Genomic DNA, 24027 nt, shown 5'->3' with positions numbered 1-24027 from the left:
TTGTTGCCTAGGGTTTTATCTTGTCGAATGGCCGCCAGCCGCCTGGGCCGCTGGCGCAGGCATCATATCAAGGCGCGTAGGCTGAAAAAGCTGCGCCCATCGGCGGTGGCCGACAGACTGGCCTGCAAGGGCCGGGCCGACTTGCGTGCCATGTCGAGAATGCCCAGGCCAGCCCCCGTAGCGGCCATCTCCTGCCGTGGCCGGCGCAGTTGTTCCTTGTAGGCGGCCTTGAGCTGGGCCTTGTCCAGGCCGGCCAGATGTTTCAGCCGCTGCACCAGGGCCTCACCATCGGCTGTTTCCACCAGGTTGCCGGCCTGCACCAGATACAGCCCCTCGCTGTCACGGGCCACCACCACGGTGGCCGAGGCATCTACATCGGTATATCCGCGGCTCTGGCAATAATGGCGGATATTTTGGGTCATTTCTATATACACGGCAAATACATCCATGGCCGCCGAGGGGTGCGCGTTTTCCGCCTGCAGGTAGTTTCTCAGGGCGTTGCCCACCTCTTCGATCAGGCTGCGGGAGATGGGGCCGTTGAAGCAGAGCATCATCTGCCGCTGGTTGAAGTAATCACGCAGTTCAAACAGGTCTATGGCATCCACAGTGGCGTCACCTTGAGCTAGTGAAAATATCTGGTACAGGCTATGCAGCCTTGCGCTAAGGGACTTGGCAGCCCCATTGATTGGCCGATGCCTCAGCCAATTCGAAACGACAACAGGGTAATGTCATCACGTTGCTGATGGTCGCCACGATAGGCCTCCAGGGCCTGGTTCAGGGCTGCGGCCTGCTCCTGCATCGGCAGTCGGGCGTGTTCCTGCAGCAGGGCGGCAAAGCGGCTGTTGCCAAAGCCATAGCCCAGCTCGCCGCCGGCCTGGTCCAGATAGCCATCGGTGACCAGATAGTAGGTGGTTCCCGGACGCATTTCCAGCGTCTGATCACTGTACACCCCCAGCTTGCGGTCGCATAGGGGGCGACGACCGCCCTTGATCTCGCCCACCTCCGCGCCATCGCTCCAGTACAGCGCGATCTTGGCCCCGGCATAGCGTAGTTGTCCGGCCTTGCGGTCAATATAGGCCAGGCCCGCATCCATGTTGGTGGCTATGGCCCTGGGCAGCTCCGATTGCTGGATCATCTCACGCAGGCTGGCATCGGCGTGGCCGAGCAGGGCGGCAGGTGAGTCAAGGCCTTGCCGATTCATGGCATCGTCGAAGGCGGCGCGGGCAAGCATGGTCATCAGCGCCCCCGGAACCCCGTGCCCGGCGCAATCCACCACGCCGATCAGGTAGCGCTCATCGTCCTGGGCGCGGAACAGGTAAAAATCACCGCCGACCACGTCACGCGGGTGCCAAAGCACAAAGTGATGCGCCCCGAGCATATCCGATAACTGGCCGCTGGGCAGCATGGCGCGCTGGATCAGGCTGGCGTAGTCGATGGAGTCGTTGATCTTCTGGTGGGCGCTGGCCATGTCCCGGTTCGCCTGCTCCAGCTTTTGGGTGCGTTCGCGCACCTTGTCTTCCAGCTGCTTGGTGTTGGCCTTGATCTGGCTGGCCATGGTGCCGAAGGCACGGTTCAGGTCGCCCAGCTCGTCTCGCCCAGGCGGCGGCAGGCTGACCTGGTAATTGCCCTCGGCCAGGGCGGTGGCGGATTGGTGCAGGGTACGCAGGGGCTTGAGCACCACCCGTTCCACCGCCGCGCCAAAGGCCAGCAGCAAGACGAGCAGCAGCAACGCCAATACGCCGGTAACCGCCAGGGCCCAGCCCGGCTCCATGATCTGCGCCTCGTTCAGGTCCACCGCCGTGACCAGATGCCAGCGCAGCTCAGGGATATAGGCCAGGGCCAGCAGCTGGCGCTTGCCCTGCAGATTGACCCAGAGGCTGTGCGCCAGAGCCGGTTTCGCCTGGGCCGCCGCCATGGTCTGCTCCAGGGCCCTGCGTTGCTGCGCCGAATCCAGCAGGGAGGCCAGGGTCTTGGCCTGATTCCTGGTGCCACTGCCGGAGTTAAAGGCAATCAAACGGGTGTCCGGATGGGCCTGAATCGCCCCCTGGCTATCGAGAATTATGGGCGTCACCCCAGGCTCGCCGGTGGCAATGAACTCCTTGAGGAACCCGGTCAGATTCAGACCGGTGCCGGCCAGGCCGATCTTGCGCTCTCCCTCACGCACGATGACGTTCAGCCAGACCTGGGTTATGCCCATGTGGACATCGGTGTTGACGTTGATGTTGTAGTCCTGGGTATGCTCCAGGCTATTGAAAAACCAGGCATCCTCTGTTTTTTCCGGGTCTAGCCGGTAGCGCGGCTGTTGGCTGTGGGGCTTGTCCTTGGCGTTGAGGAAATAGTTGCGGCTCAGGGCACTGATCAGAAAGTAGTTCTGATCGCTAAAGCCCTGACGGTAATGTTCCGCCTCGCGGAAGAACAGCTCCCGCTTTGCCGTGTTGTCCTCCTCCAGCAGCCACTGGCGGGCCAGCAAAGAGCGGGCCAGCAGCCGGGCCAGGGCCAGATCACGGCTTACCGGAGCAAGGATGTTCTGCCGATTGAGTTGGGTGAGATTTTTCGCATAGGCCAGGCCAAAGTGGCTCTGTACCCCCTGCAGCACCTGCCAGCCGATGAAGCCCGTGGGCAACAGGGCAAACAGGCAGGCCAGCAGCAGGGCCAGCAGAGACTTGGCGCGCAGTCCAAAACCGAAAGCAGGCATGGGGTCAGTGTTCGATGGGCTGTAGCTGGGGGCTCATGGCCTCAGTGTACCTGATTTTAAGGCGTCAACTTGAGCCGTACGCCGAGCCGCTCGCTGAGCGAAGTCGAAGCGAGATGCAGCCGACCTTGTCCGCTCGGCCTTCATTCACAGCCGACCTTCCTGATAGAGCAGATAGAGATGCCGCTCGGCATCCAGCAGGTGTTGCCCCCAGTGCAACTGGTAGCCCTGACGCCAGCCGTTGAGCACCGGCAGGGCGGCCTCCTCCTCGGTGCGGCCCAGGGCCTCCAGGCCGCGCTTGAGTTCGCAGTAGATATCGGTGAGGTCATCCGCCAGGCTGCCGCTCATCTGTTGCGCATCCTGGCCGTCGTACTCCATCCAGTAGGGGTCGTTGTCGCCAAGCAGGGATTTGAGCTGCACATAGAGATCAAAACGCTGGTCCAGATCAACCGGCTCCTCCCCCGGCAGCGCGTCCTCTGATCGGGGCCTGAGGCCCAGGCGGGCGATGGCCGCGTGCATCTGCGGCAGCAATTCCGCTATGTCATCCAGCCATTGCTCCGTGTCGCTATGCTCGATCAGATGGCAATAGTTCCTGGCAATGGCCAGCAGATTGCGTAACTCCGGGCTCATGCCTGCACCTCCACGCTGCTCAAAACCCAATGCAAGGTGAAGTGTAGTCAAGAATTTGAAATATGCCTCATTATCTGACCATTGGCGGCAAATTCCCTGCTCCTGCTACCATAGACCGATGCATAGCCAACAACTACATAGCGACCTGCCGGTGCTGCTCAGCATCGGCGGCCACGACCCCAGCGGCGGGGCCGGCATCCAGGCCGACCTGGAAAGCGCCGCCGCCTTCGGCGTGCAGGGCCTGAGCCTCATCAGCTGCCTGACGGTGCAGAACAGCGCCAATGTGCGCCGCCTGGTGCCGGTGGAACTGGAGCTGATCGCCGCGCAACTGGACTGCCTGCGGCAAGATATGCCGATCCACGGCCTCAAGCTGGGGCTGCTGGGCAGCGTGGCGCTGATCGACTGGCTCGGCCAGCAGCTGGCCCAGGCGCGCCTGCCGTCGCCGGTGCTCGACCCGGTTCTGGCCGCCGGCGGTGGTCTGGAGTTAAGCGATACCGAGCTGCTCGCCGCCCTGCGCCGCCTGCTGCCCCAGGTGCGCCTGCTCACCCCCAATCTACCCGAGGCCCAGCGCCTCAGCGGCCAGCGGCAACTGGCGGACTGCGCCTCTGCCCTCTGCCAGCTGGGCGCCGAGGCGGTGCTGATCAGCGGCGGCCACAATGAAGAAACCCGGCTGGTGAATCGGCTCTACGATGCCAGCGGCCCGATCCAGGAATGGGACTGGCCGCGCCTGCCCGGTACCTTCCACGGCAGCGGCTGCACCCTGGCCGCCGCCAGCGCCGCCCTGCTGGCCAAGGGCTGCGACCTGATCAGCGCCCTGGAACAGGCCCAGCGCTTCACCTGGAACAGCCTGGCCCAGGCCCGCCGCATCGGCCAGCACCAGCTCAACCCAGGGCGTTATGGGGTTTGAAGAAGGACGCAGAGGCCGCCGGGAAGCGCAGAGAGCGCAGAGCTGCTACTTGATTTTGGTCCGCGAATGAACGCAAATACTTTATAACAGCTGATGGCTTTTAATCAGTTGCGAACTTTATCCATGCCTAACACCCAACAATCTCAGCGTTCTCTGCGCTTCTTTGCGCTCTCTGCGTCCCGCTTTCATGCCGAGACTGTGACCCATGACATCTGACCCCCGTCTGCGTGGCCTTTATGCCATTACCCATAGCGCCCTTTGCGCTGCTGAGTTGATCGAGCGCGTGGCCGCAGCCCTGCAAGGTGGCGCTCGGCTGGTGCAATACCGGGACAAATCCCAGGACCGCTCGCGGCGGCTGGCCGAGGCCCAAGCCCTGCGGCGGCTGTGCTCTGAGCGCCAGGCCCTGCTGATCATCAACGATGATGTGGAGCTGGCCGCCAAGGTGGCCGCCGATGGGGTGCATCTGGGCCGCGAGGACGGTGCCCTGGAGCTGGCTCGCGCTCGCCTGGGGCCTGGGGCGATCATCGGCATCTCCTGTTACAACGACCTGGACCGGGCGGCGGCAGCGGCGGCGGCAGGGGCGGATTATCTGGCCTTCGGCCGCTTCTACCCCTCGCAGAGCAAGCCCGGTGCCAGCCCGGCGGGGCTGGAGGTGCTGCGAGAGGCCCGTGGCCGTTTTGACCTGCCCCTGGTTGCCATCGGCGGCATAACCCCCGAAAATGGCCCCCCGCTGATCCAGGCCGGTGCCGACATGCTGGCGGTGATCCAGGCCCTGTTCGGTCAGGCGGATGTTGCCGCTGCCAGTCGTGAGTTTTCAGCGCTATTTGGTCCGCAAATGAACCCAGATGGACGCAAATGAGGGGAAATTGAGCGTTTCCGCAACCCGCTTGCCCCTCTCCCCGAGGGGGCGAGGGGCTTAGACAGCGCCATCCCGGATTCCGGCTACCGCCTGCATCCGGGCAAGATTCAGCTGATAGTCGAAGGCTTGCGACCTGGTCCATTTGTGTTAATTCGCATTCATTTGCGGACTTTTTAAATCAAAAATAACGGAGAACCCCACAGCATGAACCGTTCCGACAGCCTGTTCCAAGCCGCCCAGTTACACATCCCCGGAGGGGTCAACTCGCCGGTGCGCGCCTTCAAAGGGGTTGGCGGCACGCCGGTGTTTATCGACCACGCCAGCGGCGCCTATACCTGGGATGCCGATGGCAAGCGCTACATCGACTATGTCGGCTCCTGGGGGCCTATGGTGCTGGGCCATGCCCATGCCGAGGTGATAGCCGCCGTCGCCGAGACCATCGGCAAGGGCCTGTCCTTCGGTGCCCCCACCGAGCTGGAGACGCAGATGGCCGATCGCGTCTGCGAGCTGGTGCCGAGCATGGAGATGGTGCGCATGGTCAGCTCCGGGACCGAGGCCACCATGTCGGCGATCCGCCTGGCGCGGGGCTTCACCGGCCGCGACAAGATCGTCAAGTTTGAGGGCTGCTACCACGGCCACTCCGACAGCCTGCTGGTCAAGGCCGGCTCCGGTGCCCTCACCCTGGGCGAGCCCAGCTCGCCAGGCGTGCCTGCCAGCCTGGCGGAGCACACCCTGACTCTGAGCTTCAACGACAGCCAGCAGGTGCGCGACTGCTTCGCCCAGCTGGGCGGGCAGATCGCCTGCATTATCGTCGAGCCGGTGGCCGGCAACATGAACTGCATCCCGCCGCAGCCGGGCTTTCTGCAAACCCTGCGCGAGGTCTGCGACCAGTACGGCGCCCTGCTGATCTTTGACGAGGTGATGACCGGCTTTCGCGTTGCCCTCGGTGGCGCTCAGACGCTCTATGGCATCCGCCCCGATCTGACCACCCTGGGCAAGGTCATCGGCGGCGGCATGCCGGTGGGTGCCTTCGGCGGCCGTTTGGAGGTGATGCAGAAAATCGCCCCCCTCGGCCCGGTGTATCAGGCCGGTACCCTGTCGGGCAATCCGGTGGCCATGGCGGCGGGGCTGAAGACCTTGAAGCTGATCTCGGCACCGGGCTTCTTTGAACAGCTCAGCAGCAAAGTCGAGCGGCTGGTGGATGGCCTGCTGGCGGAGGCGGCCAAGGCAGGCATCCCGATGACGGCCAACCGCGTCGGCGGCATGTTCGGCCTGTTCTTCAGCCCTGAGCAGGTGAGCAGCTATGCCGGGGCCACCGCCTGCGATCAGGTGCGCTTCAAGCGCTTCTTCCACGCCATGCTCGATCACGGCGTCTATCTGGCCCCCTCGGCCTTCGAGGCAGGTTTTGTCTCGGCGGCCCACAGCGAGGCGGATATTGACGCGACTTTGACGGCCGCAGCGGAGGCCTTTGCCGAGCTGGGTTGATACAGCCGATACTGGGGCGGGGAAGCCCCAAAACGCCCAAACCCAACAGGCCCCCAGCTCGGCGGCGCTGGGGTTAACACCGCGCGTATTGCAGTAAATCGCGTAGAATGTCTCCCTTTTCGCGATTATTCCAGGCTGATTCCGTTCCATGCTTAAGGCCAATCCTTTTTTTCGACTTAACTACCTGGTGGTTGACGATTTTACTGATATGCGCTCGATGATCCGGGCCATGCTCCAGGCCTTGGGTGCCCCGGCGGAGCAGATACACACCGCCCGTAACGGCGAGGAGGCCGTGTACAAGCTGGGCGGGACCACCCGTTATGACGTGGTGCTCTGCGACTACAACCTGGGGCCGGGCAAGGACGGCATGCAGGTGCTGGAAGAGGCCCGTTATCTGGGGCTGGTGGGCATGAACAGCATCTTTACCATGATTACGGCGGAAAACTCCCGGGACATGGTGCTGGGGGTGATCGAGTATGAGCCTGACAGTTATATCTCCAAGCCCTTCAACAAGGATGTATTGCGCGAGCGCCTGCTCAAGATCATGGAGCACAAGAAGACCATGGTGCCGATCCACGCCAGCCTGGCGGGCAAGAACCACGCCAAGGCCCTGGAACTGATCAATGAACGGCTGGCAACCCAGACCAAATACACCGGTGAGCTGGTCAAGCTCAAGGCCGGTATCCTGTTTGGCGCGGGTCAATACGACGATGCCCTGGCCATCTATGAACAGTTCCTCATGCTGCGCGATGTTGCCTGGGCGCAGATGGGCAAGGCCAAGGTGCTGTTTGCCAAACAGCAATACGTGCAGGCCAAGGTGGTGCTGGAGCATATGGTCCGGGAATACCCCAATCTGATGGAGGCCTTTGACCTGTTGGCCAAGATTCAGCGTATCGAGGCCGACACCCGGGCGGCGGAGGAGACCCTGAGCCATGCCGTGGAGCGCTCACCCAAGGGGGTCATGCGCCAGCAGGAGCTGGGTGAGCTGGCCATGATCAACGGTGATCTGACCAAGGCCGAGCAGGCCTATGGGGCGGCGGTGCAGATGGGTCGCCATTCGATTCACAAATCCGCCACGGCCAATGCCGGGCTGGCCAAGGTCATGGTGGCCAACAAGAAGTTCCAGGAGGCCCTGAAGGTGGTCAAGGGCATAGGCACCAGCTTCAACAAAAATGACAACGAGGCCAGATTTTTAGAGGCCACCAGCCTGGCCCTGATCTACCAGGGGCAAGGGGACGAGACCCAGGCCAATGAGCAGCTGGACCGGGCCGAGTCCCTGATAGGCCGCATCAAGCACGGGGTTACCGGCAACCTGGGGCTGGAGCTGGCCAATGCCTGTATCCAGCTGGGCCAGCAGGAAAAGGCCCTCAAGTTGGTGAGTTCCATCATCGCCAACAATCACGACAACGACGCCTTGCTGGGCTCCATGGGCCACATGCTCACCAATGCCGGCATGGAGGTGGATACGGGTGAACTCATCGCCAAGGTACGCAAGGATGTCTTCAGTAAGAACAATCAAGGCGTGCGCATGATCAGGCAGGGCAAGCTGGCGGAGGCGGTGGAGTTGCTGCGGGCATCCGCCAGCGAACTGCCCAGCAACAAGACCGTCAACCTGAATGCCGCCAAGGCCCTGATCATGTATATGGAGAAAGAGGGCACCAGTAGCGAAAACCTGCGTCAGGCCGCCGACTGTATCGAACGGGTGCGTCAGGCCGCTCCGGATGACTGGCGTCTGACCAGCCTGGTGCCACGCCTGCAGGCCCTGGCGAGCAAATTCTGATGGCCCTGGTACGGACTCCATGATCCCCGGCCCCCATGGACCTGATCAACCCCCTTATCGATTGGATAGGCACCCAGCCCCAGTGGGCCGGTTGGGTGGTGTTTGCCGTGGCCCTGGCAGAGTCCCTGGCCCTGGTCGGGGTGCTGATCCCTGGGGTGCTGGTGCTGTTCGCCGTCGGCACCCTGGTGGGTGCCGGGGTGCTGGATTTCTGGGCCATGTGCGCCTATGCCGCTGCCGGGGCCATCATCGGCGATGGTCTGAGCTATTGGCTGGGGCACCGGCTGGATGCCTACACCGGGGAGCTGCGCTGGTTTCGTCTGCACCCGGATCAGCTGCAAAAGGGCATAGCATTCTTCGCCCGCTACGGTGACCTGAGCGTGGCCCTGGGCCGCTTCTTTGGCCCCATTCGCGCCATCATCCCCCTGGTGGCGGGACTGATGCACATGCCGCCCAGGCGTTTCTACGCGGCCAACATCCTCTCGGCCCTGGTTTGGGCACCGGCCTACTTGCTGCCCGGCACCCTGGTGGGCCAGGCCGCCAGCGATGGCGATTGGCTGAAACTGGCCATTCCCCTGGTCGGCGTCGCCCTGGTGGTGCTGGTCTGGTGGTTGGTACAGCGGTATCGGTATCGGGGCTGATCGGGGCGGGCGCTCAGGCCTGGCTGCCCCAGCGGGCCGTCAGTTGATGTTCTATGCCCAGGTGATCGAGCATCCGCGCCACCATGAAGTCCACCAGGTCAGCCACCGACTGGGGCCGGTGGTAGAAGCCGGGATTGGCCGGCATGATGATGGCGCCCATGCGGCTCAGGCGCAGCATGTTTTCCAGATGGATCTCGGAGAAGGGGGTTTCGCGCACCAGCAGGATCAGCTTGCGCCGCTCCTTGAGGGCGACATCGGCGGCGCGACCGATGAGGTCATTGCTGATGCCGTTGGCGATGCTCGCCAGGGTGCCGGTGGTGCAAGGTGCCACCACCATCGCCTGGGGTGGGTTGGAGCCGCTGGCCGGCGGCGCGGTCCACTGCTGGCGGCCGAATACCTGGATTTGATTGTGCGCCGCCTGGTAGCGCTGGCTGAACCAGTGCTCGGCGGCCTCGGGCCGGGCCGGGATATCCAGCCCCAGTTCCATCTGCAGCACCACCTGCGCGGCCTGGGAGATCATCAGATAGACCGGTCGCTCGGCGCGCACCAGTTCCTCCAGCAGACGCAGGGCGTAAAGGCTGCCGGAAGCGCCGGTGATGGCTAAGGCAATGGCCGGATTCATTTATTGAACCGCAGATTGCGCCGATCAGCGCAGATTAAATAATTTATTTTCATTGCTATTGCCCATCATCCTGGTAGCTCCGAGCACCGGAAATTCTCAACTGGCGCTCGGATGTGTTGAGTTGTAGCCCGGATGCAGTGCGATCAGCGATGTCCCGCCAGGTCGCCCGGCAAAGCCGACCTCCCTCGCCTGCTGCAAAGTCGCCTATGGCTAAATGCTTTTACTGGGTTTATCTCTGCGATCTCTGCGCTGCTTTGCGCCCTCTGCGTCCCTCTTTCCTCATCCCCGCCGCGCCGCCAAGGCATCCAGCAGGCGCTGGTGGATGCCCTCGAAGCCGCCGTTGCTCATCACCAATATCTGATCGCCGGGGCGGGCCTCCGCCGAGACCCATTGAACGATGTCGGCCACCTCGCGGCACAGCTCGGTGCGGTTGGAGATGGGGGCGAACACCTGGCGCGCATCCCAGTTCAGGCTGTCGGGCACGTACACCAGCAGCTGATCCGCCAGCTCCAGCGCCTTGGGTAGCTGGGCGGCCAGGGTGCCCAGGCGCATGGTGTTGGAGCGCGGTTCGAGAATGGCGATCAGGCGCCGCTCCGGCTGGGCAGCGCGCAGGCCCTCCAGGGTGGTGCGGATGGCGGTGGGATGGTGGGCGAAGTCGTCATACACCCGCACCCCATCCACCTCGCCGCGCAGATCCATGCGTCGCTTGACGTTGCGAAACCGCCCCAGCGCCTCCACCGCCAGCCGCGGCGGCACCCCGGCATGGCGGGCCGCGGCGATGGCGGCCAGGGCGTTGGCCACATTGTGCTGGCCGTTGAGCGCCCAATCCACCTCGCCCTGGTGCTTGCCAGCGCAGAGCACCTGAAACCGGCTGCCATCGGCGCTTTCCAGCCGGCAGCTCCACTGCGCCTCGATGCGGCTGTCGAAATACTCCAGCGGGGTCCAGCAGCCCTGCTCCAGCACCTCGTGCAGGTTGTCGTCCTGCAGCGGCGAGATAATCAGCCCGGAGCGGGGCACGGTGCGCACCAGATGATGGAATTGGCGCTGGATCGCCGCCAGATCATCGAAGATGTCCGCATGATCGAACTCCAGATTATTCAGCACCAGGGTCCGCGGGCGGTAATGGACGAATTTGGAGCGCTTGTCGAAAAAGGCGGTGTCGTACTCGTCCGCCTCGATAACGAAGAAGGGACTCTCTCCTAACCGGGCGCTCTGGCCGGTGTTCTCCGGCACGCCACCGATGAGAAAGCCCGGCTTGAGGCCGGCGTCTTCTAATATCCACGCAAGCATGCTGGCGGTGGTGGTCTTGCCGTGGGTGCCGGCCACCGCCAGCACCCAGCGCTGCTGCAGCAGATGCTCCGCCAGCCACTGCGGCCCGGAGGTGTAGGCCAGACCCTGATCGAGCATGGCCTCGACCACCTCGATGCCGCGCTTCATCGCGTTGCCGACGACGATCAGATCCGGAGCAAGCCTCAGCTGATCGGCCGCATAGCCCTGAATCAGGCCGATGCCGGCGGCCTCCAGCTGGGTGCTCATGGGGGGATAGACATTGGCATCGGCGCCGGTCACCTCATGCCCGAGGGCCTTGGCGATCTGCGCCAGGCCGCCCATGAAAGTGCCGCAGATACCCAGAATGTGAATGTGCACCTAGCCTCCTGTGGCCGGAAAGATGAGGCCGATCACCAGGGTGGTGATCACCGAATAACTCAGCGCCAAACCCATGCCCAGACCCAGGCTGACATCCAGGGCGTGGCGATAGACGTGGCCGCTGACCACCATCGACCAGACCATGGCGAACAGCAGCAGCACCGAGGCCAGCTGGGTGATCAGACCCAGCTCGGCATCCGCCGGGATATCGGCCAGGGCCAGCTGCAGGGGCAGCACCAGCAGACCCAGGACTATGCCTATGCCCAGCAAGCCGGTGACGGTCTGCAAAAAGCGCTCGCCATGGCGCTTGAAGCCCAGCAGCAGGCCGGTCCAGCCGAGCATGATCCCCAGGTCGATCAGGGCGGCGAAAAAGGCCCGATCCAGCCCGCCCAGGCCGCTGCCGATGAGCAGCATGCCCAGCAGCAGACTGACCGGCAGCAGCAGCCAGAACAGCACCCAGACTCCCGGCAGATCCTGGGGTGCCGCGCGCAGCAGGCAGAGTTCAATAAAAAACAGCAGCAGGCGTTTCACAACAAGGCCAGTTCCGGTTTCGCCCCCATCGGCGGGGTGATGATACCCTAAGGGACATGAAGCGGGCAGCACAGTCCCGGAATATGAAACAGCGTTTGGCTGCTTCGGGACTCGGCAGCCCCGTAGCCCGGATGCAGCGAAGCGGAATCCGGGGTGGCCGCTAGGCATGGTCACACCCACCCCTTTTTACCTCCGAGCCAGCGCTCGGAGCTCCCAGCCCCTGCTCAGGGCAAGCCTCATTGCTCTGGCTTGGCGGCGGGCGCGGCCCGCCCTATGCCGCACGGCAAGCCAGTTGCTGCCGCGAGTTTCACACTAACCCACACAAAGGCCAGCCGATGGAAAAGATCTACGTCAGCACCCCAGAGCAGCTAGAGCGCCTGTGTCAGCAGCTGCGTGGCAGGCCCTGGCTGGCGCTGGACACCGAGTTCATGCGCGAAACCACCTATTACCCCAAACTTTGCCTACTGCAACTGTGCGATGGCGAGATTGCCGCCTGCGTCGATCCCATCGCCCTGGAGGCCCTGGACCCCCTGCTGGAGCTGCTCTATGACCCGTCGTTGACCAAGGTCTTTCACGCCGCACGCCAGGATCTGGAGATATTCCATCACCGCTGGGGCCGCCTGCCCACCTCGGTATTCGATACCCAGCCCGCCGCCGCCCTGCTCGGCCTGGGGGATCAGCTGGGCTATGGCAACCTGGTGGAGCAGATGCTCGGGATCAAGCTGGCCAAGGGTCACAGCCGCACCGATTGGGCGCAGCGGCCCCTGGACGCTCAGCAGATCGACTATGCCTATGACGACGTCATCTACCTGGCCCAGCTCTACCCGAAAATGCGCCAGCAGCTGGCGGAAAAGGGCCGCCTGGACTGGTTGCAGGAGGACTTTGAGCGCCTGACCCGGCCCGAGACCTACATCAACCCGCCCGAGCAGGCCTGGGCGCGGGTCAAGGGCCTGCAACTGCTGCGCGGGGCGCAATACGCCGTGCTGCAAAAACTGGCCGCCTGGCGCGAGACCCAGGCCGAGGCCAGTGATCGCCCGCGCCGCCACCTGGTGCAGGACGAGGTACTGATCGACATCGCCCGGCGCATGCCGCGCCACCTGGAGGAGCTGGGCAAGATCCGCAGCCTGCGCGAGCGCGAGCTGCAACGCTGGGGGGCGACCTGGCTTGGTCTGATCGAGCAGGCCCGGCAGATGGCCAAGGCAGACTGGCCCAGCCCGGAGATCAAGCAGCGCCTCAGCCCCCAAGAGGACGCCAAGCTGGACCTGCTCAATGCCGCGCTCAAGCTGATTGCCGAGGAGGAAGGCCTGAGCCCCGCCGCCCTGGCCAACCGCAAGGACCTGGAGGCCCTGATCCGTGGCGAGGCCGACGCCGCCCTGCTCGGCGGCTGGCAAAAAAGGGTCGCCGGCGACCGCCTGCAGGCCCTGTTGCAAGGCCAGCTGCAGCTGCGCATTCAGCCCGAGAGCCAGGTGCTGGGCTGGGGTGGGAAGCCAGCTCTGCCGAGCGACCCGGCAGGGCAGCTCTGATCGCGCAGCAAGCGGCGGGAATCGCGGGCAAGCCCGCTCCCACTGGGCCTACCCTAATCGATGCCGTGAAGAAAAGACCCGCTTGGGCTGGAACAAATGGGCAATGCTCCCAACCAGGCTTTGCGTCCCATCGGCCAGGGGCAAACATCTGGCCGTCGGTCGAGCCGGGGCCATAAAACATGACCTAAATCAAATCAGCGTCAGATTTTTTCGTCAAACTCCCCTCCTCGCAGAATCTGGCTGACACAGCGGACCTAATTGGGGTATAAAAACGCCTGTAGGCATTGCGGCCTACTACCCACCAAGCCCTTTGGAGATAACCCATGAAAAAACTCATCACTGCGCTGGCCCTGACCGCCAGCCTGATGTGTGGCGCGGTACAGGCCGCCCCCATCACCATCAAGTTCGCCCACGTCGTTGCCGAGAAGACCCCCAAGGGGCGCATGGCAGAAAAATTCAAGGAACTGGCCGAGCAGCGCCTGCCCGGCAAGGTAGTGGTCGAGGTCTATCCCAACTCCCAACTGTTTGGCGACGACAAGGTGCTGGAGGCCATGCTGCTGGGTGATGTGCAGCTGGCCGCCCCCAGCCTGTCCAAGTTCAGCCGCTACACCAAGCAGCTGAATATCTTTGACCTGCCCTTCCTGTTCCAGGACATAGCCGCAGTGGACCGCTTCCAGCAAGGCCCGGCCGGTCAGCAGCTGCTCAACTCCCTGCAGAAGAAGGGCCTGCTCGGGCTGGGCTATCTGCACAATGGCCTGAAGCAGATGTCCGCCTTCAAGCCCCTGCGCACCCCGGAGGACGCCCGTGGCCTGAAGTTCCGCATCCAGGCCTCGGACGTGCTCGCCGCCCAGTATGAACAGCTGGGCGCGGCACCGGTGAAAAAGCCCTTCTCCGAGGTCTTCACCCTGTTGCAGACCAAGGCCATAGACGGCACCGAGAACCCCTGGTCCAACACCTATTCGAAGAAATTCTTTGAGGTGCAGCCCTATATTACCGAGACCGACCACGGCCTGCTGGACTACATGGTGGTAACCTCCGCCGAGTTTTGGAAGGGCCTGCCCGATGACATCCGCAAGGTACTGAAGAAATCCCTCGACGAGGCCCTGGCCTACGGCAACCAGATCGCCGCCGAACAGGCCATGAGCGACCGGCAGAAGGTCATAGACTCCGGCCGCAGCCAGGTCATTCCCCTCACCCCGGAGGAACGCGCCCTGTGGGTCGAGGCGATGAAGCCGGTGTGGAAGAAGTTTGAAGACGAGATCGGCAAGGACCTGATCGAAGCAGCCATCCAGGCGAATCAATAATCGGCAGCCTGCAGCCGTCAGCGGCCAGCCCCCAGCTGTTTATAGCTGGCCGCTGAAGGCTGGCAGCTGGCCGCTTCAATAATAGGAGCAACCATGTTGGTGCGCCTTATCAATCAGGCCGAAGAGGCCATCATCTCCCTGCTGCTGGTGTGCATGACCCTGTTGGTGTTTGCCGATGTGGTGATGCGCTTTGGCTTTCACGTTGGTCTGATGTGGTCGGAGGAACTGACCCTGCTGATGTCCGCCTGGTTCGTGCTGTTTGGGGTGTCCTACGGCCTCAAGGTGGGGGCGCACATTGGCGTGGATGCCCTGGTGCGCCTGTTCAGCCCCCTGGGTCAGCGCATACTCACTGTCATCGCCGCCCTGCTCAGCCTGCTCTATTGCGGCCTGTTCATCTACGGCGGCTGGATCTATCTGGCCAAGATGAAGATGATCGGCATTGAGCTTGAGGACCTGCCCATCCCCACCTGGATTGCCCACAGCATACTGATCATCGGCTTTATGCTGCTTAGCCTGCGTCTGCTACAGCTACTGTGGCGAGTGATCAGTGGCCAGGCCACCGGCTTTGCGCGCCACAACGAGGCCGAGGAAAGCATGAAACTGGCCGAGCAGCTGAAGCAGGAGGATGTCGCCAAATGACCATAGCCACCCTGTTTCTGCTGCTGTTTGGCTGTATGCTGATCGGCATGCCGATTGCCATTTCCCTGGGCTTTTCCAGCATTGTCACCATACTGCTGTTCTCCAATGATTCCATCGCCAGCATCGCCCTGAAGCTGTTCGAGGCCCTCTCCGGCCATTACACCCTGCTGGCGATTCCCTTTTTCATCCTCTCCTCAACCTTTCTCTCCACCGGCGGGGTGGCGCGGCGCTTGATCAACTTCGCCATCGACGTGGTCGGCCACATCCGTGGCGGTCTGGCCATGGCCTCGATCATGGCCTGCATGCTGTTTGCCGCCGTGTCCGGCTCCTCACCGGCGACGGTGGCGGCCATTGGTACCATCGTTATCGCCGGGATGATGCGCTCGGGCTATCCGCAGGAGCTGGCCGCCGGGGTCATCACCACCGCCGGCACCTTAGGGATTCTGATCCCACCCTCCATCGTCATGCTGGTCTATGCCGCCGCCACCGAGGTGTCGGCGGCGCGCATGTTCATGGCCGGTTTCCTGCCTGGCCTGCTGATGGGGCTGATGCTGATGGTCGCCATCTATATAGTGGCGCGGATCAAGAACCTGCCGGCCCAGCCCTGGGCGGGCTTTCGCGCCCTGCTCAAATCCGGCTTCAGCGCCAGCGGCGGGCTCTTGCTCATCGTCATCGTGCTGGGCTCCATCTACGGCGGCATCGCCAGCCCCACCGAGGCGGCGGCGGTGTCGGCGGTCTATGCCTTCCTCGTCTCCGTGTTCGGCTACCGTGACATGGGGCCGCTGAAAAACCAGCCCTGGCGCAAGGAGAATGAGGGCATAGGCCAGATGCTGCTGCGCAACAGCTGGCAAATAACCTGGGCCCTGCCGCGCTGCGGCTTCAACGCCGAGATCCAGAAGACCATCATGGACGCGGCCAAGGTCAGCATCATGCTGCTGTTCATCATCGCCAACGCCATGCTCTTCGCCCATGTACTGACCACGGAGCGCATCCCCCACATCATCACCCAGGCCATTGTTGACTGGGGCCTGACCCCCTGGATGTTCCTCATCGTGGTTAACCTGTTGCTGCTGATGGCGGGCAACTTCATGGAGCCCTCGGCGATCCTGCTGATCATGGCACCTATCCTCTTCCCCATCGCCATGGAGCTGGGGATTGACCCCATCCACTTCGGCATCATCATGGTGGTGAACATGGAGATCGGCATGCTCACCCCGCCGGTGGGGCTGAACCTGTTCGTCACCTCGGGCATCACCGGCCAGAGCATCGGCTGGGTGATCAAGGCGGTGCTACCCTGGCTGGCGCTGCTGCTGGTGTTCCTCATCATGATCACCTACATCCCGCAGATCTCCCTGTTCCTGCCGGAGTACATTGATGCGTTGCGGGGGTATTAAAAGGGACGCAGAGGACGCAAAGGAGCGCAAAGAGCGCAGAGTTGAAGAAATAATTGTGTGGTAATAGCTGGTTGCCGCTTCTTCTAATGGGGACACCAGGCGAATGGGCAACGGCCAGGCTTTTCGCAGTGATTAAACTCTGCGTGCTCCGCGCTTCTCCGCGTACTCTGCGTCCTAAGCGCTCTTAGCCGCCTGCAAACTCCCGGCCTCGCCGGGTTGAATGGTATTTACTGGAGCAACCACTGACATGCTCGCCGAACTTGATTTCAAGCACATCCTTTATGCCACCGACCTGGGCAGGCACACCCGGCCGGTGTTTCGTCAGGCGGTGCGCCTGGCGCAGAAATTCAACGCCAACATCATCATGCTGCATGTGGTCGAGCCCCTGGGCCGCACCGGTGCCTCCATTCTCTCGGTCTATCTGCCCGATAGCGACCTGGAGCGCGTCGAGCACGAGGGCATGCGCAAGACCGTGGAGCAGATGCGCCAGCGCCTGGAGCGCTTTTGCGAAGAGGAGATGGAGGCGCATAATCTCGACTCCCTGCACGTCTCCGACATCGTCGTCACCAGCGGCCGGGTGGACGAGCAGATCCTCAAGCAGGCGGAAAAGCATCAGGCCGACCTTATCCTTCTGGGCAGTTGCTACCGACGCCAGGGCCTGCACGGGGACAGCACCCACCGCCTGACCCAACACGCCAAGGTGCCGGTGTTGATCGTGCCAAATTGTTCGGACTAAGGGTGAGGATTGAAGAACGGGACTCGGGATTGGGGACTCGGGACTCGGGACTCGGGACTCGAATGGGACGCGCAGCGTCCCCCTATCTGCGAGTCCCGAGTCCCCAATCCCGAGTCCCGGTATTTAGCCAGATTGGCGTGCATTCGCGTTTATTAGCGGACCTAGACTAAGAAAACCCCATGACCACTGACCTCAAACAAGCCGCTTTGCATTACCACCGCCATCCCAGCCCCGGCAAGCTGGAGATTCGCGCCACCAAGCCCCTGGCCAGCCAGCGGGATCTGGCCCTGGCCTATTCCCCCGGCGTGGCCCATGCCTGCGAGGCGATTGTGGAAAATCCCCTGGCCGCTGCCGAGATGACCGCCCGTGGCAATCTGGTGGCGGTGATTTCCAACGGCACCGCCGTGCTCGGCCTGGGGGCCATCGGCGCCCTGGCGGGCAAGCCGGTGATGGAGGGCAAGGCGGTGCTGTTCAAGAAGTTCGCCGGCATCGATGTGTTCGACATCGAGATCGACGAGCGCGACCCCCAGGCCTTTATCGACACCGTGGCCCGGCTGGAGCCCACCTTCGGTGGCATCAATCTGGAGGACATCAAGGCGCCGGAGTGTTTCATCATCGAGGAGGGTTTGAAGCAGCGGATGCAGATTCCGGTGTTCCACGACGACCAGCACGGCACCGCCATTGTCGTCAGCGCCGCCATTCTCAACGGTCTGGAGATCGTCGGCAAGCCGCTGGATCAGGTGCGCCTGGTCACCGCCGGAGCCGGTGCCGCTGCCTTGGCCTGTCTCGACCTGCTGGTGGAGCTGGGCCTGAACCCGGCCAACATCACCGTCACCGACATTGCCGGTGTGGTCTATGCGGGCCGAAGCGAGGAGATGGACCCCTACAAGGCGCGCTATGCGCGGGATACCGAGCAGCGCAGCCTGCAGCAGGCCCTGGCCGGTGCCGATGTGTTTCTCGGCCTGTCCGCCGCCGGTGTGCTCAAGGCTGAGTGGCTGCCGGCCATGGCCGAGCGGCCGCTGATCCTCGCCCTGGCCAACCCCAACCCGGAGATCGATCCGGCGGCAGCCAAGGCGGTGCGGCCCGATGCCATCCTCGCCACCGGCCGCTCGGACTATGCCAATCAGGTGAACAACGTCCTCTGCTTCCCCTTCCTCTTCCGTGGCGCCCTGGATGTGGGGGCGCGGGAGATCAACAGCGCGATGAAGCTGGCGGCGGTGCGCGCCATCGCCGGGCTGGCGCGGCAGCAGCCCTCGGACGTGGTGCGCGCCGCCTATGGCGGTCAGCTGCACCAGTTCGGCCCGGATTATCTGATCCCCAAGCCCTTCGACCCCCGGCTGATGGAGCAGGTGCCCCTGGCGGTAGCCCAGGCGGCGATGGAATCCGGCGCCGCCAGCCGCCCGCGTGACCTGGCGGACTACCGTGCCGAGCTGCAATCCCGCGTGTTCCGCACCAGCCTGACCATGCGCCCGGTGTTCGAGCAGGCCCGCGCCAACCCGCGCCGAGTGCTGTTTGCCGAGGGTGCCGAGGAGAAGGTGCTGCAGGCCTGCCAGCAGGCCCTGGAGCTGGGTCTGGCGCAGCCGATGCTGCTGGGCAATCGCAGCCTGATCGAAAGCCGCATCGCCGCGCTGGGGCTGGACCTGAAAGACCGGCTGGAGATTATCGACCCGGCTGATTGCGCCGAGTTTGAGACCTATTTGCAGACCTATTACCAGCGCGTAGCCCGCAGCGGCCTGTCACCGGCGGAGGCACGGGAGACCCTGCGCCATTCCGCCACCGCCTTTGCCGCCACTCTGCTGCAATCCGGCCGTGCCGATGCCCTGATCTGCGGCAGCGTCGGCCGTTACAACCAGCATCTAGCGCAGATCGAGCAGATCATCGGCCTGGCCCCCGGCGTCGCCCGGTTGACCTCACTGAGCGGGCTGGTGATGGACAGCGGCAGCCTGTTTTTTGCCGATACCTATGTGCAACAAGACCCGGACGCCGAGGCCCTGCTGGAGATCCTGCGCCTGTCCGCCGGGGCGGTGCGCGCCTTCGGCCTGGAGCCGCGGGTGGCGCTGCTGTCCCACTCCAACTTCGGCAGCCATGACTCAGCATCGGCGCAAAAGATGCGCCGGGTGCTGGAGCTGACCCGCGCCCAGCTGCCGGAGTTGCAGATCGAAGGCGAGATGCACGCCGACCTGGCCCTGTCCGAGGCCCTGCGCCAGCAGCGCTTCCCCCTGGGCCAACTGCGGGGCAGCGCCAACCTGTTGCTGATGCCCAACCAGGATGCTGCTAACATAGCCTTCAACCTGCTCAAGGTGGTAGCCGACGGCATCGCCATAGGCCCGCTGCTGCTGGGAACGGCACGCTCGGCGCACATAGTCACCCCCAGCATCACGGTGCGCGGCCTGCTCAACATGACCGCCCTGGCAGCGGTGCGGGCTTGAGTAAGAATGAGATGGACGCAGAGGGCGCGGACGACTGCATGGACGCAGGAGGTAGAACGAAGCAGGAGGCCCGAGTCGAGAAGCGCAGAGAGCGCAAAGATTTAAACTACCTGATAGCGCCAGCCTGCTAGCCCTGGTCTGGCATTGTGAAGGGCTGTAGCGCATATTGGTGGTGATCAGGACGCAATATGCGTGCAAAGAAAAAATGTCATCTCTGCGTACTCCGCGCTTCTTTGCGCCCTCTGCGTCCTCAACAGGCCAGACTTAACCATTTGGGAGCCTAGATGAAACTTAACGGTAGGCATATTTATTTGAATCTTTTGCAGATTCGCTTGCCCATTGCGGGGGTGATGTCCATTGCCCACCGGGTCAGTGGCGTGCTCATGGTGCTGGCAATTCCCCTGCTGATCGGGCTGTTGCAGTTCTCCCTGGCGGATGTTGCATCATTCGGCCAGCTCAAGGCCTGGTTTGGCGGCTGGCTGGGGTTGGCGATTCTGTTCCTTGCCCTTTGGGCCTTGCTGCATCACCTGCTTGCCGGTATCCGCTACTTCCTGCTGGATCTGGACATCGGTATCGACAAGCCCCATTACCGCCACAGCGCCTGGGGGGTGATGTTGGCCGCGCCCCTGCTGGCCGCCCTGCTCACGGGGGTGATGCGATGAGCCGCCATGCCACCGGCCTGAGGGCCTGGTTTCTGCAGCGCATCAGCGCCGTCTATCTGACCGGTTTTAGCCTGTTTCTGCTTGGCCTGTTTCTGCTCGCCCCGCCAGTGGACTTCGCGCAGTGGCAGGCGCTGATGGCGGCACCGGCGATGCAAGTGGCCTCGCTGCTGTTCTTCGTCAACCTGCTGATCCACGCCTGGGTGGGCTTTCGCGATGTACTCATCGACTATGTGCCGCTGACGCCCCTGCGCCTGACGCTGCTCAGCCTGTTAGGCTTCAGCCTGATCGCCTGCGGCCTCTGGGCCGCCCTGGTGATCTTTCACGCATCGATCGGCTAGCACTAGCCAGGTGCAAAGAGGACGCAGAGATCGCGGAGAATCGCAAAGAACGCGGAGAGTTAATTTTTTCTGCGGGAATGATCTACTTAAAACTCTGCGCTCTCCGCGCTGCTTTGCGGGCTCTGCGTCCTGAATTTTCGGGTTTTTGTTCAGCATTTCACTGGTAAGGAACTATGGCCTTGCAAAAACGACGTTTCGATACCCTGATCATCGGTGCCGGTGGTGCTGGCCTCAACGCTGCCTTGCAGCTGGCCAATGCCAGCCTGGGGGTGGCGGTGGTGAGCAAGGTGTTTCCCACCCGCTCGCACACGGTGGCGGCTCAGGGCGGGGTCAATGCGGCGCTGGGCAATGTGCTGCCGGACAACTGGCACTGGCACATGTTCGACACGGTCAAGGGCTCGGACTACCTGGGGGATCAGGACGCCATCGAGTTCATGTGCCGCGAGGCGATCCCCACGGTGTATGAGCTGGAGCACAACGGCGTGCCCTTCTCGCGCCTGGACAACGGCACCATCTACCAGCGCGCCTTCGGTGCCCAGAGCCAGAATTTTGGTGGCGATCAGGCGGCGCGCACCTGCGCTGCAGCCGACCGCACGGGTCACGCCATTCTGCACACCCTCTACCAGCAGAACCTGCGCGCTAGGACCCATTTCTTCGATGAATACTTCGCCATCGACCTGATCCGCGACGACGAGGGCGCCATCCTCGGCGCCCTGATTCTGGACATCGAATCCGGCGAGCCCCTGCTGATCGAGGCCAAGACCACCCTGATCGCCACCGGCGGCTGCGGCCAGGTCTATCGCACCACCTCCAACGCCCACATCAACACCGGCGATGGCATGGCCATGGCCCTGCGCGCCGGGGTGCCGCTGATGGACATGGAGTTCTTCCAGTTCCACCCCACCGGCATTGCCGGCAAGGGCTTGCTGATCACCGAGGGGGTGCGCGGCGAGGGTGGCTATCTGATCAACAGCCTAGGCGAGCGGTTCATGGAGCGCTACGCCCCCAACGCCAAGGACCTGGCCAGCCGCGACGTGGTCTCCCGCTCCATCATCACCGAGGTCAAGGAAGGCCGCGGCTGCGGCCCGCGCAAGGATCACGTCCTGCTCAAGGTGGATCACCTGGGCGAGGAACTGGTGGCCAAGCGCCTGCCCGGCATCCGCGAAAGTGCGCGCATCTTCGCCGGGGTCGATCCCGCCCGCGAGCCCATCCCGGTCTTCCCCACCGCCCACTACGTCATGGGCGGTATCCCCACCGACCGCTACGGCCAGGTGGTCTCGCCGGCCCGTCATGGTCCCGAAGAGGTCATCCCCGGCCTCTATGCCGCCGGCGAATGCGCCTGCGCCTCGGTGCATGGTGCCAATCGCCTGGGCGGCAACTCCCTGCTGGACATCCTGGTGTTCGGCCGCGCCGCCGGCAAACAGATCATTGATTACGTGCGCGACAACCCCAACCACCGGCCGCTGAACCAGGCCAGCGTCGAGCAGGCCATGGCCCGGCTGACCCGCTGGGAGCAGAAGGGGGAGGGCCTCAGCGTTGCCGAACTGCGCGGCGAGCTGCGCAAGGTGATGGAGGACCACGCCGGGGTGTTCCGCACCGAGGAGATCATGCAGGAGGGCGTCGAGCTGCTGAAGGAAGTACGCGGGAAACTAGCGGAGGTGCGCCTGAGCGACCAGTCCAAGGCCTTCAACACCGCCCGCATCGAGGCCCTGGAGCTGGAGAACCTGATCGACACCGGCATGGCCATCGCCGTCTCGGCCCAGGCCCGGCAGGAAAGCCGCGGTGCCCACTCGCGCCCGGACTACCCCAAGCGCGATGACGCCAACTGGCTCAAACACAGCCTGTACTTCCAGCAGGACGAGCGGATGGACTTCAAGCCCGTGCGCACCAAACCCCTGAGCGTACAAAGCTTCCCCCCCAAGGAGCGGGTGTATTGATCCAGCCTTCAGCCACCAGCCACCAGCCGCCAGCAATTCCTGCTGGCCGCTGGCCGCTGGCCGCTGGCGGCTCAACCGAAGGTTGATGACCATGAAATTCCGCATTTACCGCTACAACCCCGACATCGACGCCGAGCCGCGCATGCAGGACTACGAGGTAGAGACCGAGCGCGGCATGATGCTGCGCGATGCCCTGCTGACGATCAAGGCGATGGACGAATCCTTCAGCTTCCGCCACTCCTGCGGCGAGGGCGTCTGCGGCTCGGACGCGGTCAACGTCAACGGCAGCAACAAGCTCGCCTGCGTCACCCCCCTGAGCGAGCTCAAGGCCCCCATCGAGGTGCGGCCCCTGCCCGGTCGGCCAGTGGTGCGTGATCTGGTGGTGGATATGAGCCAGTTCTACGCCCAATACAAAAAGGTCGATCCCTGGCTCAAACGCAGCGACCCCCTGCCGGAGCAGGAAATCCGCCAAAGCCCGGCCCAGCGCGACAAGCTCGATGGCCTCTACGAGTGCATCCTCTGCGGCTGCTGCTCCACCAGCTGCCCCTCCTTCTGGTGGAACCCGGAGAAATTCCTTGGCCCCCAGGCCCTGCTCACCGCCTGCCGCTTCCTCGCCGACAGCCGCGACCAGGCCCAAAGCGAACGCCTGGACGCCCTCGAAGGCCCCTACAAGCTGTTCCGCTGCCACAGCATCATGAACTGCGTCGAGGCCTGCCCGAAGAACCTCAACCCCACCAAGGCCATAGGTCACATCAAACAGCTGATGCTGAAAGATGCCCTTTGAGGCGGGACTCGGGATTCGGGACTCGGGACTCGGACTTGGGGGGTCGGAATTAGAAGACTCGGAACTCGCCAGGCTGCGCTGGCAATGTCGGCGCGGGCTGTTAGAGCTGGACCTGCTGTTCGAGAGCTTCCTTGAGCGCGGCTATGCCCAACTGGATGCCGCCCAGCGCGACCAATTCCAGCGCCTGCTGCAACAGCCCGACCCGGACCTGCAGGCCTGGCTCCTGGCCCAACAGGCCCCCAGCGCCGAATTCGCCCCAATGGTAGCGCTGATCCGTGCCGTGGCGCTGAAGTCGACCTAACCAAGTCAACCTTTGGAAGCCAGGTCTGCTGTGCAACTTGTTACCAACTGTCACTCAGTGTGATTTGCCTCTTTCCTCTGACCACCGCGAGCATGCGGATTGGTTTGCGTCCACAAGATCCAAACTGTGTCGCTGATCGAAAAAATGATGAGCAAAGCCAATGTGAAATATTGGGGTAAGGCAGAACGA

At 63.3% G+C, this 24027-nt stretch carries 22 protein-coding genes; 16 read left to right on the top strand and 6 right to left on the bottom strand.

Going from position 1 to position 24027, the window contains the following annotated elements:
* Positions 1-62: 62 nt before the first annotated feature.
* From D5125_06355 to D5125_06345, 3 genes are all read right to left on the bottom strand, one after another.
* Positions 63-605, bottom strand: coding sequence for a hypothetical protein (locus D5125_06355; GenBank protein QFY89130.1), 543 nt, complete (start codon positions 603-605; stop codon positions 63-65).
* A 92-nt stretch (positions 606-697) separates the two neighbouring features.
* Positions 698-2695, bottom strand: a complete 1998-nt coding sequence (locus tag D5125_06350) for a SpoIIE family protein phosphatase (GenBank protein QFY89129.1) — start codon at positions 2693-2695, stop codon at positions 698-700.
* Between the two features lie 144 nt (positions 2696-2839).
* Positions 2840-3322: a DUF5063 domain-containing protein gene (locus tag D5125_06345; GenBank protein QFY89128.1), complete on the bottom strand. Its 483-nt coding sequence runs from the start codon at positions 3320-3322 to the stop codon at positions 2840-2842.
* A gap of 118 nt (positions 3323-3440) precedes the next feature.
* On the opposite strand from D5125_06345, the gene D5125_06340 reads away from it, so the two are divergent.
* From D5125_06340 to D5125_06320, 5 genes are all read left to right on the top strand, one after another.
* On the top strand, positions 3441-4229 hold the full coding sequence (locus tag D5125_06340) for a hydroxymethylpyrimidine/phosphomethylpyrimidine kinase (protein QFY89127.1): 789 nt from the start codon (positions 3441-3443) through the stop codon (positions 4227-4229).
* 205 nt (positions 4230-4434) lie between these two features.
* Entirely contained in the window at positions 4435-5088 is a 654-nt protein-coding gene (locus D5125_06335; GenBank protein ID QFY89126.1) for a thiamine phosphate synthase, read from the top strand.
* 204 nt (positions 5089-5292) lie between these two features.
* Positions 5293-6573: a glutamate-1-semialdehyde 2,1-aminomutase gene (hemL, locus tag D5125_06330; GenBank protein ID QFY89125.1), complete on the top strand. Its 1281-nt coding sequence runs from the start codon at positions 5293-5295 to the stop codon at positions 6571-6573.
* Between the two features lie 148 nt (positions 6574-6721).
* Entirely contained in the window at positions 6722-8353 is a 1632-nt protein-coding gene (locus tag D5125_06325; GenBank protein ID QFY89124.1) for a tetratricopeptide repeat protein, read from the top strand.
* Between the two features lie 35 nt (positions 8354-8388).
* A complete protein-coding gene (locus D5125_06320; protein QFY89123.1) occupies positions 8389-8991 on the top strand; it encodes a DedA family protein in 603 nt (200 codons plus the stop codon).
* A gap of 13 nt (positions 8992-9004) precedes the next feature.
* Here the strand turns inward: D5125_06320 and D5125_06315 are convergent, their stop codons facing one another.
* The 3 genes from D5125_06315 to D5125_06305 form a co-directional block, all read right to left on the bottom strand.
* Positions 9005-9613, bottom strand: coding sequence for a UbiX family flavin prenyltransferase (locus tag D5125_06315; protein QFY89122.1), 609 nt, complete (start codon positions 9611-9613; stop codon positions 9005-9007).
* Between the two features lie 279 nt (positions 9614-9892).
* Positions 9893-11260, bottom strand: a complete 1368-nt coding sequence (mpl, locus tag D5125_06310; protein QFY89121.1) for a UDP-N-acetylmuramate:L-alanyl-gamma-D-glutamyl-meso-diaminopimelate ligase — start codon at positions 11258-11260, stop codon at positions 9893-9895.
* Complete coding sequence (locus D5125_06305; protein QFY89120.1) at positions 11261-11791, bottom strand: hypothetical protein; 531 nt, start codon at positions 11789-11791, stop codon at positions 11261-11263.
* A 335-nt stretch (positions 11792-12126) separates the two neighbouring features.
* Here D5125_06305 and rnd point away from each other — a divergent pair, with 335 nt between their 5' ends.
* The 11 genes from rnd to D5125_06250 all read left to right on the top strand — a co-directional run bounded on the left by rnd (position 12127) and on the right by D5125_06250 (position 23838).
* Entirely contained in the window at positions 12127-13314 is a 1188-nt protein-coding gene (gene rnd / locus D5125_06300) for a ribonuclease D (GenBank protein QFY89119.1), read from the top strand.
* A gap of 323 nt (positions 13315-13637) precedes the next feature.
* The gene (locus D5125_06295; GenBank protein QFY89118.1) at positions 13638-14618 is read left to right on the top strand and encodes a TRAP transporter substrate-binding protein; all 981 of its coding nucleotides are present in this window, start codon (positions 13638-13640) and stop codon (positions 14616-14618) included.
* 93 nt (positions 14619-14711) lie between these two features.
* Complete coding sequence (locus D5125_06290) at positions 14712-15257, top strand: TRAP transporter small permease (GenBank protein QFY89117.1); 546 nt, start codon at positions 14712-14714, stop codon at positions 15255-15257.
* Complete coding sequence (locus tag D5125_06285) at positions 15254-16651, top strand: TRAP transporter large permease subunit (GenBank protein QFY89116.1); 1398 nt, start codon at positions 15254-15256, stop codon at positions 16649-16651. The genes D5125_06290 and D5125_06285 overlap by 4 nt, the downstream gene beginning before the upstream one ends.
* 247 nt (positions 16652-16898) lie before the next feature.
* Positions 16899-17387, top strand: coding sequence for a universal stress protein (locus tag D5125_06280; GenBank protein ID QFY89115.2), 489 nt, complete (start codon positions 16899-16901; stop codon positions 17385-17387).
* Between the two features lie 179 nt (positions 17388-17566).
* Positions 17567-19816 carry an NADP-dependent malic enzyme gene (locus D5125_06275; GenBank protein ID QFY89114.1) on the top strand — a complete coding sequence of 750 codons (2250 nt, stop codon included), beginning with the start codon at positions 17567-17569 and terminating at the stop codon, positions 19814-19816.
* A gap of 284 nt (positions 19817-20100) precedes the next feature.
* A complete protein-coding gene (gene sdhC / locus D5125_06270) occupies positions 20101-20478 on the top strand; it encodes a succinate dehydrogenase, cytochrome b556 subunit (protein ID QFY89113.1) in 378 nt (125 codons plus the stop codon).
* Entirely contained in the window at positions 20475-20816 is a 342-nt protein-coding gene (gene sdhD, locus D5125_06265) for a succinate dehydrogenase, hydrophobic membrane anchor protein (GenBank protein ID QFY89112.1), read from the top strand. Before sdhC ends, sdhD begins: the two co-directional genes overlap by 4 nt.
* 173 nt (positions 20817-20989) lie before the next feature.
* The gene (sdhA, locus tag D5125_06260; GenBank protein ID QFY89111.1) at positions 20990-22753 is read left to right on the top strand and encodes a succinate dehydrogenase flavoprotein subunit; all 1764 of its coding nucleotides are present in this window, start codon (positions 20990-20992) and stop codon (positions 22751-22753) included.
* 85 nt (positions 22754-22838) lie between these two features.
* Positions 22839-23537, top strand: coding sequence for a succinate dehydrogenase iron-sulfur subunit (locus tag D5125_06255; protein ID QFY89110.2), 699 nt, complete (start codon positions 22839-22841; stop codon positions 23535-23537).
* Positions 23527-23838 carry a succinate dehydrogenase assembly factor 2 gene (locus D5125_06250; GenBank protein QFY89109.1) on the top strand — a complete coding sequence of 104 codons (312 nt, stop codon included), beginning with the start codon at positions 23527-23529 and terminating at the stop codon, positions 23836-23838. The genes D5125_06255 and D5125_06250 overlap by 11 nt, the downstream gene beginning before the upstream one ends.
* Positions 23839-24027: the final 189 nt, after the last annotated feature.

This window comes from gamma proteobacterium SS-5 (assembly GCA_009497875.2).
GTDB classification, from domain to species: Bacteria; Pseudomonadota; Gammaproteobacteria; order Chromatiales; family Chromatiaceae; genus Magnetovirga; species Magnetovirga frankeli.
The sequence above is the reverse complement of the archived record's forward strand: the minus strand, read 5'-3'. Positions and strand labels throughout refer to the sequence as shown.

Coding starts and splice junctions, on each gene's coding strand:
- D5125_06335 (QFY89126.1), top strand. CDS start 4,435: ATGACATCTGACCCCCGTCTGCGTGGCCTTTATGCCATTACCCATAGC.
- D5125_06320 (QFY89123.1), top strand. CDS start 8,389: ATGGACCTGATCAACCCCCTTATCGATTGGATAGGCACCCAGCCCCAG.
- D5125_06315 (QFY89122.1), bottom strand. CDS start 9,613: ATGAATCCGGCCATTGCCTTAGCCATCACCGGCGCTTCCGGCAGCCTT.
- D5125_06275 (QFY89114.1), top strand. CDS start 17,567: ATGACCACTGACCTCAAACAAGCCGCTTTGCATTACCACCGCCATCCC.
- D5125_06340 (QFY89127.1), top strand. CDS start 3,441: ATGCATAGCCAACAACTACATAGCGACCTGCCGGTGCTGCTCAGCATC.
- sdhD (QFY89112.1), top strand. CDS start 20,475: ATGAGCCGCCATGCCACCGGCCTGAGGGCCTGGTTTCTGCAGCGCATC.
- rnd (QFY89119.1), top strand. CDS start 12,127: ATGGAAAAGATCTACGTCAGCACCCCAGAGCAGCTAGAGCGCCTGTGT.
- D5125_06295 (QFY89118.1), top strand. CDS start 13,638: ATGAAAAAACTCATCACTGCGCTGGCCCTGACCGCCAGCCTGATGTGT.
- D5125_06255 (QFY89110.2), top strand. CDS start 22,839: ATGACCATGAAATTCCGCATTTACCGCTACAACCCCGACATCGACGCC.
- D5125_06325 (QFY89124.1), top strand. CDS start 6,722: ATGCTTAAGGCCAATCCTTTTTTTCGACTTAACTACCTGGTGGTTGAC.
- hemL (QFY89125.1), top strand. CDS start 5,293: ATGAACCGTTCCGACAGCCTGTTCCAAGCCGCCCAGTTACACATCCCC.
- D5125_06290 (QFY89117.1), top strand. CDS start 14,712: ATGTTGGTGCGCCTTATCAATCAGGCCGAAGAGGCCATCATCTCCCTG.
- D5125_06250 (QFY89109.1), top strand. CDS start 23,527: ATGCCCTTTGAGGCGGGACTCGGGATTCGGGACTCGGGACTCGGACTT.
- D5125_06345 (QFY89128.1), bottom strand. CDS start 3,322: ATGAGCCCGGAGTTACGCAATCTGCTGGCCATTGCCAGGAACTATTGC.
- D5125_06350 (QFY89129.1), bottom strand. CDS start 2,695: ATGCCTGCTTTCGGTTTTGGACTGCGCGCCAAGTCTCTGCTGGCCCTG.
- D5125_06285 (QFY89116.1), top strand. CDS start 15,254: ATGACCATAGCCACCCTGTTTCTGCTGCTGTTTGGCTGTATGCTGATC.
- D5125_06280 (QFY89115.2), top strand. CDS start 16,899: ATGCTCGCCGAACTTGATTTCAAGCACATCCTTTATGCCACCGACCTG.
- sdhA (QFY89111.1), top strand. CDS start 20,990: ATGGCCTTGCAAAAACGACGTTTCGATACCCTGATCATCGGTGCCGGT.
- sdhC (QFY89113.1), top strand. CDS start 20,101: ATGAAACTTAACGGTAGGCATATTTATTTGAATCTTTTGCAGATTCGC.